Here is a 17986-nt window from a genome sequence, read left to right on the forward strand (position 1 = left end):
ACCGGCGGAGAACCTCGTTGCCACTCACTCACCCCCCGTCAGCTGTAGTTCCATCTCGATCAGCGGCGCGCGCCGGATCGCCTCTCGCGCAGCGAGATGCGGATAGTCGGGACGGGGTGAGACCGGCGCGGCGTTCGGATCGAGGCGCAAGGTGGCGTACACGATCTGAGCGAGCCGGTCGGTCATCGCGGCGAGGGTCGACTCGAGCGCACCGAATCCTTCGATCGGCGGTGGCGTGGGCCGGTCAGGCTCCTTCTGTGCCGCGAGTTCGGCGACGACCTCGGGTTCTTGGATGCGCTGGGACCAGCACGCCGAGCCCATCCGCCGGCGTAATCGCTCCCAGTACTCGAACAGAGTGCGCCAATCCCGGTCACCGCGTAGCCAGTCGTCGAGGTCGAGGTGCAGGACGGTTTGGAGATCCCAGCGCAGGGCGGCCCCGTAAACGCCTACGACGTCGACGAGGCCGCAGTACCCCCCACCTCGGCGGCACCTCGGCCGAGGAAGTGGTCAGTCAGTCGCATCTGCAACCCGACAAGCAGGCGTTCGCCGTCGGGCTGACCTCGGAACGCCCGCACCACTCTCAGCAAGCCGAGATCGCCGAGCAGCACGCGCAAGACGCCGATCGAATCGGAATGACGCGATGCCGTGTCGAGGGCGATCTTGTCCTCCAGGTCGGCCGGGAACCGTGCGGTCACGGGCGGATCGATCCAGTCCAGCACGTACGGTGCCATGACGCGACCGTCGAGGCCGATATCGCCTGCGATGGAACGGAGTTCGTCAAACGCCTCGATCTTGCGTTGCGTTTGCGCCTGTGCAGCGTCGTCGGTCTTCGCCCGTTGAACGGCCGGCTTCTTCGTGTCGGCCTTGCGGGGCGCGGACTTTCGCGGGGCACTCTTGCGGGGTGTGCTCGCGGCCATGGTGATTCCTCCTGCCCTGGCGGGTTCCTGGCGGGAGCCGCCCCCGTGGCCCGCCAGGACGACACGGGGACGGCGCTCGAAGGGGGTCAGGCGACGGTGATCGCGCTCGTATCGGACAGCGCGCCGAGGGTGGCGGTGATCGTGGCCGCCGAACCGACCGCCACCGCGGTGACGCGGCCGGTCGGGGTGACCGTCGCGCGGCCCGCGTTGCTCGTGCCGTAGGTGCACTCGGCGGTGCGGTCGAACCCGTTGTCGTCGATGACCAACAGCTGAAGCTGCTCGCCGACCGCCAGGGTCGTTGCAGGCGGGGTGACCGAGATCGCGGTCGCAGCCCCGACGAATCCGGCGGTTGCGGCGATCGAGTCGAAACCCGCACCAGCGATACCGAAGTCGTAGCTTCCACCGAAAACGGGGTCGTCGAGGATGCCGAGCGTGAACGGCAAACCGAGCTCCTTGCCGACCTGGCCTTGCATCGCGCCGCGCTTCTTGACCGAGCACTTCGGGTACATGAAGAACGGGTACAGTGCACCGCTTGAGTTGGTGTCTTTCGCGATGACCAGCGCCGAGTAGTACCGCACATCGAGCGTCGGCAGCTTGCGCGCACGGAAGCCCTTGCCGGGCTCGGCGGTCACGGTCGCGAGCGACATGTTGTGCGCCAGTTCGAGATTGATCTTCCGCCACTCCTGCGCGACGTAGTCGATCGAGAGCATTTCGCCGGTCATGATCTCCCGGCGCGGCATCGGCGACCCGTAGCCGTCGATCGTGGCGGTCTGCGTATCCGGCGCCAGGCTCACGGCCGCCGCTTTTTGCAACTCGCCGGAGGTCTTCCAGCCTGCGGGCAGCGTCTGGAGTACCCCGGATGAATCGGTGAGGTCGGTCGGGAAATACGACGCGCCGGGCGCCCAATCGTGCAGGCAAACAAGCCAGTCGAGCGCGGACATCACCAGCGGGTCTTGCTTGTCCTTCAGTTCCAAGAAGGTGGTTGCGGCCATGGCAGGCGGCTCCTTTCGGGCGTGACGAACTGCCGCGGCCCGGTCGGGCGCGGTGCGTCAGGGGTGATTCAGAGGGGCAGGGACTCGCGGATACGCGCGTAGTCCGGTGTGGTGGTGGGAAGTCGGCACTCGATGCGGAAGGTCGCCGGGACCATTCGCTCGTCGAGATCGAGCTCGAATATCTGCTGCGGCCCGACCAGTTCCTCGACGAACGAGATGTGGCTGATCGTGCCGTCCTCGCGGCGGACCGCGCCGCCGTGCTCGTAGGACAGGATCATCTGCCGCAGGTATTCCATGACGGCCCAGCTGTCGGCGCGGGTCGCCGCGATGGTGACGACTTGCACCGCGGCCGCGTCGTAGAGCCCTTCGGCGCCGAGCCCGCCTCGATGGATGCGTACCAGGACGCGCCCGGCGTCCAACTGCGTCTCGAGGTCATCGGGCAGCCAGGTGTAGGCCGCACCCGCCGGGGTGAGCAGGTCGAGCCAGCGTTGCGTGAGGTCGCACATCAGCAGTTCACGGTCGGGCCAGCCGCCCTCGTAGAAGTCCGGGAACTGCACGCTCACAACGTCCCCAACATGTCCAACACCTGGTTGAGGTCGTCGTGCCCGGCGATGACCGCGGTCACCTGACCGGCCTTGTTGCGCCGCTGGTATCCGTAGTTGTGGCCGAGCGCGTGCGGAGCCTCGGCGCCACCTATGACGAGGCGCGACTTCCACCTGTCTTTCAGCCGGCCGCCGCGGTAGGTCTCGATTCTCGCCGACCGCGCCAGGCGGCTCGTACGTTTCGAGACGATGTCACGAAAGATCGCCTGTGCGATCTCGGCGCGCTCGTACATCAGCGCCCGCATCTGCGGCGAAAGCAACAGACCCTCGATCGCCGGATTGCTCCCGGCGCCGGACTCGTTCCGGTACGGAATGTTGTGCTTCATCCGGTCACCGCCTTCAGCGTGTAGATCAGATAGCCCGGATTCCATCCGGTCATCGGGTGGACGCGATCCCAGTTCGCCGGGCCCAGAACCTGATACCGGACCCCGGTCGATTCGCGGCGCAGCTGATCTGACTGCCGCACTTCGGGCGAGCCCTTCGGCACCGCCAGGGTGCTCGTCAGGGTCGCCGATTCGCGCGCGTTCGCCGGATACTCCCCGCCCGGTTCGACCGGGACGTTCTGCCAGTACACGCATTTTGTGAGCGTTCCGGCCGGGCTCCTGTCCCGGTCGCCGGTCCGATCCCCTGCGCCCCGCAGAATCGTCCATGTCTCGCCGTACGGGACGACGAACGGCTGCACTACAGCCCCGGCCCGCTCGCCGACACCGCGCCGGACACATTCACTCCGAGCAGGGCGAGGATCGCGTCGCGCTCGGCGTTGGTGATGTAGAGGTTCCCGTCGGGATTCTTGTAGGCGATCTGCGTCGAGAACGGCCCCATCACCTGATAGGTGCTGGCGGCCCCTTCGATCGCGCCGGTCGTGAGCGCACGGCGAACCATGCTGCACGACAAGATCTCCAGGCCCTTGGCAAGTTCGGCGTCGTCCTCGGCCAGGGTGACGAGATCGCCGTACACCCGGAACCACACCGACAGCCACCACGCCGCGTCACCCATCAACGTCTCGACCTGTTCCTCGCTCGCCTGGGGCAAGGCCGGCGGGCGCGCCACGAGATCGTCGTAGGTGGCGAACGGCATCGGTCAGTCCCCCGCGCCCGGCGGGTTCGCTGCCACGATGAGCGCGAGAATGTCGGCTTTCAGCTTGGCGTCGCCGAGGTCGATCCCGTTCGCCTCCGCGAACGCCTGCAACTGCGGGACCGTCCAGGATGTCGACGGCTCGCCCTCGGGGAACGGCGCCGGTTCGGGCTCGGCTTCGCCCGTGTCCGCCGCCGGGGCGGGCTCGAGCACCTGCGGCTTGTTGAGCCGGTCGAAGCGCTCGACGTGATCGGGATGGACGAGCACGACAGCGCCGTTGTCGGCGCGGCGGGTCTTGCCCGCCGCGTCGATGTAGGCCATCGAGCCCATGCGCACGGTGCGCTTCACCCCGCTCATGCCGCGAGACCCGTCAGCTTGATCGCGTTGTACGGGTTGGTGACCGCGAACACGCTGCGCACCGAGGACTGCACCCAGGTCGACTCGATGCCCTCGGCCCGGTACGTGGTGGTGGTGAGCGGCTTCTCGTAGCGGACCTGCCCGACGAGACCCTCTTGCACCGCGTAGCCGGTACCTGCGGTGACCACGTTGGACACCGCGACGCCGAAGCCCTGCGACCGCAACCACGCCTCGGCGTCGCCGTAGATGATCGACAGGTTCGCGAACTCCTGCGGATTCAGGATCAGCAGGTTGAACGTCGTGCCGAACTCCTTGACCTCGCCGCGCTTGCGGATTTCGGCGAGATCGGCGGCCGGGAGCGCTGCTTTGTTCTCGGTCGAGAGTGTGAGCGCGGTGGCGTCCGCCCATGAGGTAGCGGTGATCTGGAGATCGGAACCGATCGCGGTGATCGACGCTTCCAGCTCGGCCAGCGCGCGGGCGTGCAGCTGGCGCACGATGTCGTTGCCGAGCTTGACCGATTCGTTCTGAATCAGCGACAGGTCGTTGCGGTCGCGTGCCTCGTCGGTGACGAGGTATTTGCCGCCCAGCTTCTCGACCTGAGCCGTCTTCGGCTCGGGCCGATCGAAGGTGACTTCGGGGAACTCGGCGCCCGGCGCGATCTTCTGCGCGCCACGCGTCGGGAACAGGTCGTTGCTGGTGAGCTGTGTGTACACCAGCGCGCCACCCTGTACGCCTCCGCTGTTGGTGAAAATGCGCTCCGCGAAGTAGTTCTTCAGCGCCAGATCCGACAAGTACGCGTTGATGCGCGTCGGTTCCTTCAGCATCAGATCGACGGTGATCAGGTTGCCCGCAACGGAAGGCGTGCCGAGCGGGTACTGCTGCGAGTACGCAGTTTGTGCCATTGTCCTGCCTCCTTTCCGTTACGCGCCGTACAGCGCGACCATGACCGGGTTGTTGTTGGTGCCGTCCTCGACGGCCATACCGACGGCCTTGCCCGAGGCGAGGGTTACCGCCTTGCCGGACGAGCCGACCTCGACCTCGGCGCCGGCCGAGATGCTGCCGCCCGCAGTGACGGGCACGATGCCGCCGCGGTGAATCAGGCCGGTCGCTCCGGACGCGATATCGGCGCTGGCGACTCCCAGCGCTTTCGCCGCCGCGGTCGCGGTCGCCGACTTGATCAGGCCGGTCGAGGTGTCCCGGGTCGCCGAGACACCGACGAACGTCTTGCCGGTGATATTGGCCGTGGCCAGGATGGTGATGTCCTTGCCCGGCCGGAACAGAGGTGAGCACTCATTCGCCATGAGCTGCCAACTCCTTTCGGTGAGCCCCTACGGCTTCCAGGCCGCGGGGTATGAGGTGTCCGGCTGAGCCGGCGGGGTGGGCGAGGCTCCTGGCCTCAGACCCTCGACCGGCCGGTCACTCGGCGGCGGGGTCGGTGCGGTGCCGGACGGGTACCGCGCGGCAAGGCGCGCCGCGCGTGCGTCCAGTTCTTCCGGGGTTCCGGACCCCAGCAGATCGTGATCTTCTTCAGGGATGCCGTGTTTGGCCGCTGCGCGGAGCACGTTCGCCTCGGCTTCCCGGTCGGCGGCGAGCTTTTCGGCTGCGTCGGCGCGCTCGCGTTCCCGCTGCGCCTCGGACTTGGCCGCTTCCTGCGCCGCCTCGTACTCCTTGACGATCGGCTCGGCGGCCTGATATTTGCGCCGCCAATCGGAGTTCTCGGCGCGCAGCTCGCTGATTACCTTCGTGGCCTCCTCCGGAGTCCAATCGGTTTTCAGCGCAGCAGGCGCCGGGGTGGCCGCGGGGGGCGCAGGATCGGGAGCGCCCGCACCGGAAGCGCCCGGCATATCCGCCGGGGTCGGTACAGGTGCCGTCGGGTCGGTCGCGGGCGTCGGAGCGGTCATCGTGTAGCCCTCCTGGGGCGTCGGGCCGCCGCCAGGGCAGCCGGTGGGTTTTCCTTGATCGCGGCCGCGAACGCCTTCAGCGCTGCACTGCCGGACAGGTTTTCGGTGCTGTCGTTCCACAGCTGCTCGATCTCTTCGCCGAGCGCGGGATTGGCAGCGATGCGCCGGAACGCACGGTTGAACGTCAGGCGCGTTTCCTCGTCGAGGTCACGCGCCGCGGTGCCCGCGGCGATCCAGAGTCGTTCGAGCCGTTCGAACTCGGTTCGGCCCTCCCAGTCGCGTCCGCGGCGCACGAGCACGACCTCGCAGTCACAGTTGTCGTGATACAGCTCGCCGAGAGCGCGGCTCCCGCGCGGCCGCCCCGCGCGGCCGACCACGGTCAGCGCGGACTTGTCCGAGCGATACACCGGTCCTCGGCTGGCGAGCATCGCGCAGAACGCGCAGTTCTCGTCACCGGAGAGCACACGCGCCCAGCCGATCTCGTCACCGGCACCCAGCGCGGTGTGCGCGATAGCGTTGCGGCCCGCCGCGGCGACGTGACGAGTCAGCGTCGCGCTGACCGCGTCGGCGACCTGGCGCACCACCACCCGGTCAGTGCGATTCGCCGCCGTCGCCGCCGTCACACGGACACGGGACCGGCGCCGCGACGCCGGGTCCAGTTCGGCCGGCGCGGCGACACGTGCTCGTGGCCGCTCGGCTACCTCCGGTGCGCTCACACGGGCCCGCGGCCTCGCAGAACTGTCCGGGATTTCCGGACTGTTCGGAGATTCCGAAGGGTTCAGCGCTTGCTGCTCTGGTTCTCGCCGCGGCGGCGCTGGTGGTTTGACCGCGCGTTCCAGCGCGGCGACGACCGCCTCGACCGGGTACGGGTCCGCGTCGGCGGGCCGGATCGCGGGATCGAACACGCGGATCTGTTCGACCGCGCGCCCGTAACTGCGGCGGCGCCGAGCCACGACCTGCCGGTGCAGCTGCCGCGCCATCTGCTGACGCTGCTCAGGAGTGACCGGCACCCCGTCGGCAGTCATGCGCCGCAGCACGATTCGGGCGAGGGAAGCACCGAGAGCACGGTGCAGCAGCCGCAGAACCGCGGACAGCACCGGTTAGACCTCGATCGGGATATCGTCCTCGAGCGCCCGCGCGGCCCGCGCGCGCTCGACCTTCTCCTTGGTCCATCCGGGAATGTCTTCCCACAGGATCTCGTCCGGCACGTTCAGCATCGTCGCGAGCTTGCCCAGACCATCCACCATCTGCGCGAAGCTCCGTGCCGTCGCGTCACGCCAAATCACCTCGGACGCAAAGTCAGCCGCCGCCGCGGTGTCGCCTGCGATGTGGGCCGCGGTGCGGAACATCTGCTCGTAGGATTCGCCGAGCGATGTCTCGATCTCGCTGACCTTGCGGTCCTTGCCCGCCTCCAGCGCGGCGAGGCTCGCCTCGCTGATGTTCGAGATACCCGACAGGCCCAGCTGCTGCGCGGGCACCTGCCCTACCGCGGCGAGGTCGCGTAGCCCCGATTCCTTGGACTTGATGTAGTTGTCCAGGTCGGTTGCATCGAACTGGCCCGCGCTGACCGTCGAGTCTTTGAAATACCAGGTGTCCGAGGCTGCGTGGCGCAACGCGTCGGCTTCGTTCTTCGGAATCCAGCCCATGACGTACCGCTGCCGGAACGCCGACCAGTACTGCGCGACCAGCATCTCGTAAGTGGTCTCGTTGATGCGTTCCTGAATCGTGAGCAGGGGCTCGATGATCCCGAACTGCTCCTCACCATCGAGCAGGACACGGTCTTGGAACCGCACCACCGGGCAGACACCGACACCGTGGTTGCGGCCCTCGATGTAGTCGAAATTGCCGACCGCGATATACGACGGGTCTGTCCAACCGAGCGCGGACTGTGGGACGTTTTTCACGCCGATGAAATGCACGCTGGATTCGTCGTAGAGCCGGATCATCGGCCCCTTCATCTCCATCGCCTGAATCGGCCACGCGTCATCGACCGGGCCGCCGTCGCGCGGATTCCATTCCAGCGGTTCGCCATACAGCGCGGTCATCTGCCGCGGCGATACCCCGCGCAGGTGTACCGCCGCCTCACCCTCGGCGGCGTCGACGGTGAGCGAGGGCAGCACGGTGGCATACGCGACGCCGTAATGCAGTGCGCCACGGTTGATCCCGGTCTGTTTGGCGTCGAACTGGTTGCGCTGCCACCACGTCCACGGGCCCGCAGTGGTCCGCATCTCCCGGCGTCCGGTCTCGGGGTTGATCTGCCCGCCGGTGAGGTAGTTGTCGACTTTGAGGGCCTGGCCGAACACGTCCAGGATCAGCGGCAGGAAATTCGTTTGGCTCTTGCGGGCGAGACCGACCAGGGCCGACAGCGCGCCTTGCATCTGCGTCGAGGTCACGCCGCGAATCTCGAGCGCCGCCAGCGCCGTGCTCGCGGTCCATGGGCGCATCGCCGCGGCCAGCACCTCGAGCCGTTGCGCCTCATACCAGCGCGGCCCTTGCAGCATGTACCGGGCGGCGTCTACGGCCTGCTGTCGGTTCACCGATCACCGCCTCTCACACGAACATCGCCTCACCGGACGGTTCCGGGTGAGCGAGTAGCCAGACCTTGCGCATCAGCCGGGCGCCGACCATCGCGACCGCGGCGTCGACCTTGCGGGCCGAGCCGCGCGCCGACTTGCCGAGTCCGACACCGTATTTGCCGGGCCGCCGCCGCGCGTTGTGCACGTGGGCGCGTAGCCGCTTGTGGCCGTCGTGGCGGAAAGCCTGGTCTTTAATGTCGGTGACCGTGCGCTCGGCGTGCTCGGTGTGCAACGCGGCGTGCCGCGGCGAACGCATGTCCCAAACGATCGGGTGCTGACGATCGCCCGATCGCACGGCGGGCAACCGCCAATCCTGAATGGTCGCCCACTCGTCACACAGCGGTTCCCAGAACAGTTCGCCGGACTCGTCGTCGCGGGCGTCCGACGGATCACACCAGAACCCAACGACGTCCCAGCGCGCGCACGCCCATCGCACTCGGCCGTCGACGTCGGCGCGGTCGACGAGCCAGGCTCGTTTGCTGTCGTGGTTCGCAGGCCGTTCCCAGATGCCGACCACGAACACGTTGCCGGTGTCGAGGCAGCAGCCGATCAGGGCCGTCGAGTCGTCGCTCTTGGAGCCGTCGAGGAACATGAAGATCTCGGCGCCCTCGGCCGGGGCCGGACTCGGCGGGCTACTGAGCCGGTCCCACAGCTGCGGCGTCGTCCATGCGTCGGCCGTGGCGACGATCTGGTTGTACCACTTGCGCCGCGACTCGCTCGGCGGGTTCGCCGGGTTCAGGATGCTCTTGACGATGCGCCCGTTCGGCCGGGTGTCGAGCCAGTACGAATCGCCGCGGATCGAGTGCACCACCGCGGGTGCGTCCTCGGCGGTGAGCGGCGCGGCCGGCGGTGCCTCGAGGCTGTCGTACAGCACACCGAAGTCCATCGCGGTCGCGTCTTCGCCGAGGGTCGCCTCGTACGCTTCGCGGGCACGCTCGCCGACCGAGTCCTCACCCGGCCGGTAGGCGTTGCAGATGTCGAGTATCCGTGCAGGCGAGTCCATCTCGGCCTTGGCGGCGTTGCCCTCCAGCGCGCCCGCCATGTCATGCCCGCCGTTCGAGCTGTTCCAGTTCTGCGTCTCGGTGCGGACCACCAGCGTGGGCCGGCCGCCCTCGATCGCCAGAGGCGAACTCGTGACCGCCTCGATCTGGCGGGTATCACCGAGCCCGAACACGTTCAGCTTGCCGATCTGGATTCCGTAGTGTCGTCGGGTCTCCGGCGGGATGAGGCTCGGGAACAACCGCATCGTGTTCTTGGTCTGTTCCTGGCTGACCGCGATGATCTGCACCCACGCGTTGGGTTCGTCGCGCCCGGCCGGGCGCCCGTCGCTGCCCCAGTGATCGAACGTCACATCGGCAAAGCAGCTGCTCGCCGACACCACCGCCGCCAGGGGGTCTTTGCCGTGTCCCTTCAACCGCTGGAACACCGCCGAGTGATACGTCAGATCGCCGGACGGCTCGAGCGCATCGAACCACAGCAGGAACCGGGCTTGTTCCGGCGTGCACTGCCACGGCTGCCCCTTGCGGTCCCGCAACCATCGCCCTGCCCACGCGAGCCGATGCCAGCCGAGCGAGAACTCCGGCAGCAGCCACCCGTTTTCCCACTGCCAGACCGGGCCGACCCGGACCGGCTCATACTCCAAATCGACCGGCGGCGCCGTGGTCTCGAGCAGATCCTCGTACCACCGGATGATCTCGCGGTACTCGTCCTCGAGTGTGGTCGTGATGAGGGTCGGGCCGGCGTTACGCGCTCTTGCCACGAGTCGACCAGCGGGCATTCGCCGCCGCGCGCGCCGCGGTCGAACGGTTCTCCTGCGCCTGCTCGGCGTCGTCGTCGGGCAGTTTCAGCTGTCGCAGCAGCGCAGCCAGAGTTCCGCGGTGCTGACGCAGCTCGGTGATCAGCGGGTTTACCACCCGTTGCCCCATCGAACCCCTGATCATGATCGCGTCGCGAGCGAGCGCGGCCTCGAGACTGTCGATAAGGTCGACCTCGCGCGCTGCCTCCCGCAGCACACGCAGCTCATCGGGACGCAGATCCCACCGGTTGACGATGTCGCCCCACAGTTTGCGGCCCCCGGGTCGGAGACCTTTCGGCGCAGGCGGTTTCGATGCCATGTGACCTCCAGGGTCTCGCCGCCTCCAGGGCGGTTGGCCAGGGTGAAAAACAGGTGCGATGCGCACGCAAACCGGGAAGTGCTATGCCTTCCGCCGTGTCCGGCGGCGGGCGAGGGTCACCCCCCACCCCGGGGTAGGCGTCCGGGGTGTGGCTCGGGCTCGCGATTGCGGCTGTGCTTAACTCGGCCGGCCGCGGCTTCGGCTTGGGTCTTGGCCTGGTGGCACGAGCGGCACAGCACGCACAGGTTCGAGTCCTCGTCGGTTCCGCCGGCCGAGATCGGCGTGATGTGGTCGACTTCCCATCCGCCGCGGCCGCATTTCTGACAGGTTCGTTTGTCGCGCTTGCGAATACGTTCGGCTGTTGCCCGCGACACTCCGCGGTATCGGTCGGGTGCGGTAGACCAGGGCATCAGCGGTAGTGGTGCGTGTGCTGTCGCGCTGCGGCTACATGCTCGGCCAGACGCGCTCCTGCGCTGTGCTCGCCGATGTGGACGTGGTACGTCATGGCTGGTGTGTCGGCCTGCCGCTCGGCCATGCGGTCCGCGATGCGCTGCGCAAGCTTGGTGATCAGGCGATCAACCAAGTCGAGTAGACGGCTACGCATCGCGTGCACTGTTCGACTCGGTGTCGACGGTGAACCTTTGCGGGAACGCGAAATGTTCGATGCCCCACGCGCGAGCGACCTGGCGCTGCTCTTCGGTCGGGTTGATCGAGAGCAGCGTGACCGCGCGTATCTCGCCGCCTGGCAGTCTGTTTACCACTGCACCGACAAGAGGATGCGCAACGGGATCGCCTTCAGCTGCGGCGCGATGCCGATCGGGTGGCACAGCATCGCGTGCACGATGGCGTACAGGTCCATCAGAACTCCTTGGGTGCTGTGCCGTTCAGGCGTTTCAGGAGGTTCGTCCCGAGGCGCCCGGCCCCGCGGGCAGGCAGGTAGCAGCCGCCGTCGAGCAACCACACCGGTACCGAGTCGGGTGCGACCATGTGGGGCTTGATGATTCCGCCTTGCGCGTACTCCATCAGGTCTCCTCAAGTATTGGCTGGCTGACGTCGCTCATAACGGCGCTCGCGTTCAGGTACATCGCGCATTCGTCGGCAAGGTCGCCCCATCCGCAGTCGACGTCGAGCGGAATGCCGAGCAGCGCGTATATCGCTCGGCCGGCCTCAAGGATCGTGGTGTATAGGTCCATCGAATCTCCCTGGCGGATGGAGGGGTTCGCAGCGCGCAGCTGCACCTACTCCACCGCTCGAGGATCAGGTCGAGGCGGTGGGATCGTGGGCCGCTTTGCCGGGGCAATCCATCGGCGTGACGCGCTGCGAAGTTCTGGGGTTCAGCTCTGGGCGCGGGCAATGCCGGCGTTGGCCCAGAACATGACTTGTTCGAGGTTGGTGAGCGCGAGCGCCTTCTCCCGGCCGGGCGGCAGGTCGCGGTCGAGCTGGTGTGCGAGCGCCTTGCACTGTTCCCGCACCGCGGTGTGAGCGAGTTGCCGCTCGACCGTGTCGGCGGGGTGGAAGGCGAACCGGCGGTCGATGTCGCTCATCGAGGCCGGGTCGCTGTAGTTGTCGGTCATCCGGCGAGTACGCCGATGATCGCGATAGCGATCTTGGCGAGTAGTTCCCACGGGACGAGCGAGAGCGCGGCGGACAGAGTAGCCATGATGGTTCCTTCGATCGGAAGTATCGGCGTCCAGGGTTGGCCGGCGGCGCGCAGCGAACTCTCCTCGACCTGATGCGAGGATTGCGGAATCGTTGGATTCGTTGGAGTGCTTCGCCGTCTCGATGGGGAGGCGTTGACGTACCGCCGGGCCGACCGTAGCGAGGGCAGGATTTGAACCTGCGACCTGTGCGTTATGAGCGCACCGAGCTGACCGAGCTGCTCTACCTCGCGTCAACGAAAAAGGACTGCGCCCCGATCTGGGGTGCAGTCCTTCCGCACCCTAAGAGTGCGAGGGGGGACAAATCTTGTCAAGCGGGCTCGCCCTATCGGGGGCCCGATTGCCCATCGAGCTCCTCGACCCTGTCGGCCCACTCCCATATCGCGAGCAACGTATTAGCCTTGCGTACCTCCGGGTTCTCGGCGGCCCACCACGTATGTGCCTGCCATACCGCCGTGTTGAGTGCGCGCAGCGCCTCGACGAGCTCTGCGGCGGTTGGGCGTTCCGGCTTTTCGCTCATGCCATTCCTTTCGATCGCCCGTCGAACTCGGTGTGCGCGCACTCCTCGCCCATTGCGGGCACGTAGATAGTGTGTCCGCAGCCTGGCGTGCGGCAGTAGTAGGTGCGGTGGAAGCCGTTCGGGGAGTTGAGGCACGCCGCCGAGGCGACCGTCACTTGGTTCGGGCCGAGCGCGTGGCCGTTGCGGCAATGCGTCGGCGCCGGGTGCGCCCACCGGCCCGGCGCGGTCTCGTAAAGCGCCAATGGGTCGAGGTTGGTGCGGCCGTCGAGAGCGAACGTGGGCGTCCAATCGCTCTTGTCGGTCATGTCACTCCGGTCACTTTCAGCACGGTGTATGGGTCGTTGATGTGCGCTCGGGAGCCTACGACCATGAAGGCGTTTCTCAGCCGGTCGTCGCCCCAGAGTCTCACGCGCGGCCGCCGGAACGCGTTCTCGACTGCGAGGTCGAACAGCGCGGCCTCGAGCAGGCCGAGCGGTGGCGCGAGGCTCGGATGCTCGGCGGCGAGCGCGCACCGCTCGGCGGTGGCGGTAGCCGGGCCGCGTTCGGGTGCCCCGAAATAGGCGGTTGGGACGACGGGCCACTCGTCGAGCGGATCATCGGGGACCTGCCAGGGATTCAGGCGCGCGTTTTGCAGGGCGAGCATCGCCAGCCGCGCGTAGCGGGCAGGGCCGAGCGGGTGCGCCCGTGCGAACGCTGAGACAGCTTCGAGTATGCGGGCGGTTTCGGCTCCAGAGAGACGGAAGCCCGATACCTCGATGAGTTCGTTCATGCTGCGTCTCCTTCGCTCGTTTGTTTCGGTCGCCGTCCGGTGCGCTGGTGGGCGGCGAGAACGTCGCCGAGCCGGTAGAAACGTGTCTCGCCGTCTCGGGCAGCCACCTCGAGCCCGCGTTTGGCGAGGTAGCGCACACGGTCCCGGTTGAGTCCGCGGCCGATATCGCCGAGTCCGGCGGCGATCCGTTCTACCTGGTCGGCGGTGAGCACGCTGTTGTTGGCGGCGCGTAGCCGGGCTTCGGTCACGACTACGACGTCCTCGGCGGGCAGGTCGACGATGTCTCGGCATCCCCGGACCGCGGCGAGGATATCGACATACATCCGGTGGGCGTGCTCGGTCATCGCGAACGGGATCAGGTGCCGATCGAGCCAGCGGGCGAGTTCGAGGGTGGTCGGCGGCTCGGGGATCGCCGGCAGCGTGGCGCCGGGTTGTAGCGGTCCAACGAATTCGCCGGGCACCCAAACGAGGGATAGCCAGGCGCGCGGGGTGGGTTCGGCGGCCGCGGCTGGTTCGTACGCGATATGCCGTTGTTCGAGGACGGCGCGCACCGCGGTGTAGAGCTCCCAGTGCAGGGCCTGGCGGGCGGCGAACGCGTCGAGGTCGATTGGGGGGCGCGACGCGGGCACGCCGCGGCTGCCCACACCAGCCTTGCCGCGTACGCCTTGGCGGGCGACGGTGACAGCGAGGTCGTCGAGGACGCCGGGTAGCGCCCTGAGTTGTTTCATCAGCTCGGACATCTCGGGCCGCGTCAGGAACAGATCGCCGCTCATAGCGGCCCCCGCCGGCCGAACACGAAATCGGTGAGTCCGTCGATGAATCCGCGGATCATCTCGCCGAAGAGCGTCCGGTTGTCATCCGGGACAACCGGAACCGGCGGCGGGGGTGGTTGTACTGGCGTCATATGTGACGCTGGTGCCGAAATCCCTGAATTCGGTTCGTGTGATGTCGGCGATACTGGCGTGCGTTGATATCGGGCCGCGCCAGGCAGGCCGAGCACGTCGCGCTCGTAATTCTCGTACCAAGCCATTGCTACACCTCTTCCCAGAATCCCGACCAGCGGTTGAACTGACGATTGCCGTGCTCGGTGCTCACGGTCACGGTTGCCCGGCGGAAATCGACGCTGCAACCGCCGATTTGGAGTACCGGCGGCCAGATCGGCCCATCGGCGACGTTCCGCACGACGATGCGTGCCGGGCGTTTCCGGCCTTGCCCCCGCTGTTTCATACGCGGGAAGAACTCGGGCCACCGCGGTTTCTGCCTGCTGCTCACGGGCTGACCTCCTCGGCGGTTGAAATGACGGCGATCCATACGCCGGGGGTCTCGCCGATTTCGGCGAGGCGTTTGCGGGCGAGGATCTCGGTTACCTGTGCGTCGTCGCCGAACGCGATGCCGGTGAGGGCGTCGAGGATGGCGCGGGTGAGCTTGTCGAGATCGGGTTTCTTGACCGCGGGCGGGGTGCGCCGCTTGGGGGTCGAGACCGGCCGGGGCCGCACGAATTCGAGCGCGACGGACACCGGGCCGGTGAGCACAGGGAATCCGTGGCGGTGCGCGGCGAGGGCGACGCGTTCGCGCCAGGGGCCGACGAGCTTGGAGGATTCGACCATGCGCCCGCCGCCGACGTGCCGCTTGCTGCCCTGCGGGGCGGCGTCGCCGGGCACGAACAGCGAGGTCTCGCTCACCTGGGCAGGCGGACGCACGCCAGCGGTTGCCATGGCATCGGCAACGTGGGCAGACCAGCTAGCCAGGTTCGGAGCCTCACTACCGCACAGGCAATGTCCGGAGATGTACTCCGGGAAGTGCTCGGCGATCAACCCGGCGAGGGTGTCGCGGTCACTGGCCGCCTCGTTGTTGCTCATGCCCGCTCCGAAGGTCTGGTCAGGTCGTAGATATGCACAACGTCGAGCTCCCACTCCTCGTCGATGAGGATTCGGTTGAGGTGCGTACCGCAGGCGAACCATCGGGTGATGAACTCAAGGTCCCCGCGTATGTCGAAAGTCCCTTCAGCTCGGGCTATCGACCACCGCGCGAACGCTTCGCACCGGTCGCATTTCGGGTAGTGCGGGTCCGGGTCATCGACCGACGACCAAGCCCACGAAGGCTTCCGAGCCCCGCTATGCCCCAGTGTGTCGCGGTCACTGGCCATCGGTGGCCACCTCGATTTCGTCAACCGCGCAGGGATCGAACGGAACGATGCCGCCAGGCACGATCTCGAGCAGCCCCGTTCCGTTGCATTCGTCGCACCAGCCCGTACCCGTGCTGTCGCCGCTTCCGCCACAGGCTTCACATTCGAACGGGTTCATACGCGTCCTTCCGGTTCGTAGTCGCGGCAGGCGGGCCACCACGCACGGATGTCGGATGATTCGCACGCCGAAACTCGAATGCCCTCGCCGAACATGCATTTCGGGTATGTACGGCCGTGGTGGGTGGTGAGCACGCGGAATCGGCAGCTGCCGCAGCGCAGTCCGTCACCCTCGCGGCCCCGGGCGGCCTCGGGGTGCAGGGCGAGGTTGCCGAGCGGGTGAGCACCGCAGGCGATTCGCCGCTCGACCAGGCGTGCTCGCTTCTGCCCGCGGGTCAACTCCTCTGCGGTCGGCTCAGCGGGCCGAGTGCCGGCGGGAAGGTCGAACAGGGCGGGTTCAGACGTCATCACGTTCGGCTCTCGCGATGGCGGCGCGTGCCCGCGCGCTGATGTTGGCCGGGTTGTAGTCGGTGCCGGTGGGCTCGCGCCGCGGCCGATGGATCGGGCACGGACGTTGTACGTCGGCGTCTTCGGGGGTGAGCCAGCCGCCGCGGCGGCAGCGGTACGGGCAAGTCTCCTGTGGCGGGATGGGTTCGCCGGTCCGGTCGAGCGTCATCTCGGCCCGTCCATCGGTGTGCCGTGTTCAGGGCAGCCGGGCATTCCGCAGGTGACCCGCGGCCAGTGCATGGCGGGTGCTGGTGCTGGCTGCTCGGCGCCGGTATCGAGCCCGGCGAAGTCGGGCTGCTCGTTCGCTTCCTCGTCGGCGTCGCACCCCGGGCAGGAGTCGGTCAGGTAGTAGTCGTGCGGACAGTGCGTGCGGGAGGCGACGGCGCGGCCGGGGCCGCTGATGAAGAAGTCCGGCCACCGGCGCACGTCGGCGAGGGTGGGGGCGTCCTTGGCGAGCACGTCGGCCGGTGGCCGCGGGATCGTGAGGTGCCGGGCGTACAGGTCGCGAACCTGGGCGTCGTCCCAGGCTGAAATTGTGGTTCCGCATGCGCATTCGGCGCGGCGTCGCGGGCGTCCGAACAGCTGTATACCGGGACCGATGGGTCCGAGCGCGCAGGGCGTGATGTCAAACGCCATGGCTCGCCTCGGCGGGTGCGTCGCCGGGCAGGTACACGTCGTGCATCGGCGGGCCGTAGTTGTCGAGGTCGTCGAGGTCGTACTCGCAGAAGTCGCAGCAGTCGCGGTCGCTGTCGGCCTCGTTGTGAATCCAGCTCAGCTCCGCGACGGCGATCCGGGCCTCGCCGTGGCGGTCGACGGTGACGGTGACGGCGTGGTCTGCGTCGACGTAGGTTGCGGTCGTGAGCCCGGTGTCGCTGCGCTGGATACCGAAATCGGCGGGCGTGATGGGTTCCGCGACGTCGTGTGCGATGGCGAACTCACAGGCTCGGGCGAGGGCGCGCTCGAGTGGGGTCGGTTCGGCGGGCGGTGTGGTTGAAACTTCAGTCATCAGCGTGCATTTCAGGCGAGGTCGAACAGGGCGGGTTGTGGGTCATCTGCATCGATGGCGGCGAGGGTGAGCCGGTCGAGTGCGTCGAGGTCGCGGGTCGGCATTCGCCAGTGCGTGAGGGCGCGGGCGCGCAGGTCGGCGGGCAGGCTCAGGCACCATCGGTGTAGCCGCTCGTAGCTGATCGAGGTGTGCCGCAGCAGGGCGCCGGCGCGCCATTGGATGGGCTCGCCCTCGGGCCGGTAGGAGTTCGGTCCGGCCCAGCGGACCGGAATCCATTCGTGCCATTCGCCGGTGATCGCGGTCGAGCCGAACCGGTAGCCGAATCCGGCTCCCCCGCCGCTGACGTGGCTCGTGCGCAGACAGTCGATCTCGGCATCGGGGCTGGCGAGGCAGGGGCCGAGCTTGTGTGCGACGCGGCGCATCAGGTCGCGTTGGTCGGCGGTGAGCTCAACCATGGTCGAGCTCGTCCCGGTCGGTGATCGCGGCGAGCTGCTCGGCGACTGTGGGCTCAGGCATGGGTGTTCCTGGCGTTCGCTGGGTAACTGGTTTGCGGGCCGGGAGACACGGCGGCCGACGGCTTGGGGAGGCGCGATGTGGTGTGTGCTGCGCCGCGGCGCGGCCGGTGCATCGGCAGCGAGGCGCGGCGAGTGCCGCGGCGGGTGTGGCCCGTGTTCGCGCGCGGTCGTGAGTTGCGTTCTACAGCCGGGTACGTCTCTGGGTTGGTAATGGTTGGTATGTAATGGTGGAGGTGCTCAGGTGGCACATAGACTTGTTCGAAATGGCACCTAGACTCTGCCCAGATGGCACATAG

Annotated in this window: 32 protein-coding genes and 1 tRNA gene; 1 reads left to right on the forward strand and 32 read right to left on the reverse strand. The window is 67.7% G+C overall.

From position 1 onward, the window contains the following. Positions 1–24: 24 nt before the first annotated feature. The 16 genes from NBRGI_RS24215 to NBRGI_RS46585 form a co-directional block, all read right to left on the reverse strand. Positions 25–321, reverse strand: a complete 297-nt coding sequence (locus NBRGI_RS24215; protein WP_029899523.1) for a hypothetical protein — start codon at positions 319–321, stop codon at positions 25–27. Positions 322–446: 125 nt separating this feature from the next. Next, a complete protein-coding gene (locus NBRGI_RS24220; protein WP_029899524.1) occupies positions 447–917 on the reverse strand; it encodes a hypothetical protein in 471 nt (156 codons plus the stop codon). Between the two features lie 86 nt (positions 918–1003). Beyond that, positions 1004–1909, reverse strand: coding sequence for an Ig-like domain-containing protein (locus NBRGI_RS44160; protein WP_036560590.1), 906 nt, complete (start codon positions 1907–1909; stop codon positions 1004–1006). A 68-nt stretch (positions 1910–1977) separates the two neighbouring features. After that, on the reverse strand, positions 1978–2472 hold the full coding sequence (locus NBRGI_RS24230) for a phage tail termination protein (RefSeq protein WP_029899525.1): 495 nt from the start codon (positions 2470–2472) through the stop codon (positions 1978–1980). After that, on the reverse strand, positions 2469–2837 hold the full coding sequence (locus tag NBRGI_RS44165) for a hypothetical protein (RefSeq protein WP_036560593.1): 369 nt from the start codon (positions 2835–2837) through the stop codon (positions 2469–2471). Before NBRGI_RS44165 ends, NBRGI_RS24230 begins: the two co-directional genes overlap by 4 nt. Next, positions 2834–3085, reverse strand: a complete 252-nt coding sequence (locus tag NBRGI_RS24240; protein WP_148310932.1) for a hypothetical protein — start codon at positions 3083–3085, stop codon at positions 2834–2836. The genes NBRGI_RS44165 and NBRGI_RS24240 overlap by 4 nt, the downstream gene beginning before the upstream one ends. 107 nt (positions 3086–3192) lie before the next feature. Beyond that, a complete protein-coding gene (locus NBRGI_RS24245) occupies positions 3193–3588 on the reverse strand; it encodes a hypothetical protein (protein ID WP_029899527.1) in 396 nt (131 codons plus the stop codon). A gap of 3 nt (positions 3589–3591) precedes the next feature. After that, positions 3592–3942, reverse strand: coding sequence for a hypothetical protein (locus NBRGI_RS24250; protein ID WP_029899528.1), 351 nt, complete (start codon positions 3940–3942; stop codon positions 3592–3594). After that, positions 3939–4844: a major capsid protein gene (locus tag NBRGI_RS24255; RefSeq protein WP_029899529.1), complete on the reverse strand. Its 906-nt coding sequence runs from the start codon at positions 4842–4844 to the stop codon at positions 3939–3941. The genes NBRGI_RS24250 and NBRGI_RS24255 overlap by 4 nt, the downstream gene beginning before the upstream one ends. An 18-nt stretch (positions 4845–4862) precedes the next feature. Next, positions 4863–5243, reverse strand: coding sequence for a DUF2190 family protein (locus NBRGI_RS24260; protein WP_029899530.1), 381 nt, complete (start codon positions 5241–5243; stop codon positions 4863–4865). Between the two features lie 27 nt (positions 5244–5270). Then, positions 5271–5843: a hypothetical protein gene (locus NBRGI_RS45380; RefSeq protein ID WP_148310933.1), complete on the reverse strand. Its 573-nt coding sequence runs from the start codon at positions 5841–5843 to the stop codon at positions 5271–5273. Further along, entirely contained in the window at positions 5840–6940 is a 1101-nt protein-coding gene (locus tag NBRGI_RS45385; RefSeq protein ID WP_051728000.1) for a VG15 protein, read from the reverse strand. Before NBRGI_RS45385 ends, NBRGI_RS45380 begins: the two co-directional genes overlap by 4 nt. 3 nt (positions 6941–6943) lie before the next feature. Further along, a complete protein-coding gene (locus NBRGI_RS24275; protein WP_148310934.1) occupies positions 6944–8380 on the reverse strand; it encodes a phage portal protein in 1437 nt (478 codons plus the stop codon). A gap of 13 nt (positions 8381–8393) precedes the next feature. Further along, a complete protein-coding gene (locus tag NBRGI_RS24280) occupies positions 8394–10178 on the reverse strand; it encodes a hypothetical protein (protein WP_029899534.1) in 1785 nt (594 codons plus the stop codon). Further along, positions 10162–10533: a hypothetical protein gene (locus NBRGI_RS24285; protein WP_029899535.1), complete on the reverse strand. Its 372-nt coding sequence runs from the start codon at positions 10531–10533 to the stop codon at positions 10162–10164. The genes NBRGI_RS24280 and NBRGI_RS24285 overlap by 17 nt, the downstream gene beginning before the upstream one ends. Before the next feature lie 116 nt (positions 10534–10649). Further along, on the reverse strand, positions 10650–10943 hold the full coding sequence (locus NBRGI_RS46585; RefSeq protein WP_081878216.1) for an HNH endonuclease: 294 nt from the start codon (positions 10941–10943) through the stop codon (positions 10650–10652). Between the two features lie 8 nt (positions 10944–10951). Between NBRGI_RS46585 and NBRGI_RS48185 the strand changes: the two genes are divergently transcribed. Next, positions 10952–11125: a hypothetical protein gene (locus tag NBRGI_RS48185; protein ID WP_158439913.1), complete on the forward strand. Its 174-nt coding sequence runs from the start codon at positions 10952–10954 to the stop codon at positions 11123–11125. 266 nt (positions 11126–11391) lie between these two features. Here NBRGI_RS48185 and NBRGI_RS48190 read toward each other — a convergent pair whose 3' ends face one another. From NBRGI_RS48190 to NBRGI_RS24400, 16 genes are all read right to left on the reverse strand, one after another. After that, positions 11392–11556 carry a hypothetical protein gene (locus NBRGI_RS48190; RefSeq protein ID WP_158439915.1) on the reverse strand — a complete coding sequence of 55 codons (165 nt, stop codon included), beginning with the start codon at positions 11554–11556 and terminating at the stop codon, positions 11392–11394. After that, positions 11556–11726, reverse strand: coding sequence for a hypothetical protein (locus tag NBRGI_RS48195; RefSeq protein WP_158439917.1), 171 nt, complete (start codon positions 11724–11726; stop codon positions 11556–11558). Before NBRGI_RS48195 ends, NBRGI_RS48190 begins: the two co-directional genes overlap by 1 nt. A gap of 141 nt (positions 11727–11867) precedes the next feature. Continuing rightward, positions 11868–12107, reverse strand: a complete 240-nt coding sequence (locus NBRGI_RS24320; RefSeq protein ID WP_081878217.1) for an Acb2/Tad1 domain-containing protein — start codon at positions 12105–12107, stop codon at positions 11868–11870. 242 nt (positions 12108–12349) lie between these two features. After that, positions 12350–12424, reverse strand: a tRNA-Met gene (locus tag NBRGI_RS24330). 92 nt (positions 12425–12516) lie between these two features. Then, positions 12517–12711, reverse strand: a complete 195-nt coding sequence (locus NBRGI_RS24335) for a hypothetical protein (protein ID WP_029899538.1) — start codon at positions 12709–12711, stop codon at positions 12517–12519. Continuing rightward, positions 12708–13016, reverse strand: coding sequence for a hypothetical protein (locus NBRGI_RS24340; RefSeq protein WP_029899539.1), 309 nt, complete (start codon positions 13014–13016; stop codon positions 12708–12710). Before NBRGI_RS24340 ends, NBRGI_RS24335 begins: the two co-directional genes overlap by 4 nt. After that, the gene (locus tag NBRGI_RS24345) at positions 13013–13480 is read right to left on the reverse strand and encodes a hypothetical protein (protein WP_029899540.1); all 468 of its coding nucleotides are present in this window, start codon (positions 13478–13480) and stop codon (positions 13013–13015) included. Before NBRGI_RS24345 ends, NBRGI_RS24340 begins: the two co-directional genes overlap by 4 nt. After that, complete coding sequence (locus NBRGI_RS49220; RefSeq protein WP_051728001.1) at positions 13477–14253, reverse strand: hypothetical protein; 777 nt, start codon at positions 14251–14253, stop codon at positions 13477–13479. Before NBRGI_RS49220 ends, NBRGI_RS24345 begins: the two co-directional genes overlap by 4 nt. A gap of 259 nt (positions 14254–14512) precedes the next feature. Then, on the reverse strand, positions 14513–14752 hold the full coding sequence (locus tag NBRGI_RS24360; protein ID WP_029899542.1) for a hypothetical protein: 240 nt from the start codon (positions 14750–14752) through the stop codon (positions 14513–14515). Beyond that, positions 14749–15339: a RusA family crossover junction endodeoxyribonuclease gene (locus NBRGI_RS24365; protein WP_235211089.1), complete on the reverse strand. Its 591-nt coding sequence runs from the start codon at positions 15337–15339 to the stop codon at positions 14749–14751. The genes NBRGI_RS24360 and NBRGI_RS24365 overlap by 4 nt, the downstream gene beginning before the upstream one ends. A 276-nt stretch (positions 15340–15615) precedes the next feature. After that, positions 15616–15783 (reverse strand): hypothetical protein, encoded by a 168-nt coding sequence (locus NBRGI_RS48200; RefSeq protein ID WP_158439919.1) that lies wholly within the window; start codon positions 15781–15783, stop codon positions 15616–15618. After that, entirely contained in the window at positions 15780–16130 is a 351-nt protein-coding gene (locus NBRGI_RS24380) for a hypothetical protein (RefSeq protein WP_029899545.1), read from the reverse strand. Before NBRGI_RS24380 ends, NBRGI_RS48200 begins: the two co-directional genes overlap by 4 nt. Next, positions 16120–16338: a hypothetical protein gene (locus NBRGI_RS24385; protein WP_029899546.1), complete on the reverse strand. Its 219-nt coding sequence runs from the start codon at positions 16336–16338 to the stop codon at positions 16120–16122. Before NBRGI_RS24385 ends, NBRGI_RS24380 begins: the two co-directional genes overlap by 11 nt. Continuing rightward, positions 16335–16805 (reverse strand): hypothetical protein, encoded by a 471-nt coding sequence (locus NBRGI_RS24390; RefSeq protein ID WP_029899547.1) that lies wholly within the window; start codon positions 16803–16805, stop codon positions 16335–16337. The genes NBRGI_RS24385 and NBRGI_RS24390 overlap by 4 nt, the downstream gene beginning before the upstream one ends. After that, positions 16795–17175, reverse strand: a complete 381-nt coding sequence (locus tag NBRGI_RS24395; RefSeq protein WP_029899548.1) for a hypothetical protein — start codon at positions 17173–17175, stop codon at positions 16795–16797. The genes NBRGI_RS24390 and NBRGI_RS24395 overlap by 11 nt, the downstream gene beginning before the upstream one ends. An 11-nt stretch (positions 17176–17186) precedes the next feature. Next, positions 17187–17630, reverse strand: coding sequence for a hypothetical protein (locus NBRGI_RS24400; protein WP_029899549.1), 444 nt, complete (start codon positions 17628–17630; stop codon positions 17187–17189). Positions 17631–17986 lie beyond the last annotated feature (356 nt).

Origin of the sequence: Nocardia brasiliensis IFM 10847, assembly GCF_000710915.1 — a bacterium.
Lineage (GTDB): Bacteria > Actinomycetota > Actinomycetes > Mycobacteriales > Mycobacteriaceae > Nocardia > Nocardia brasiliensis_A.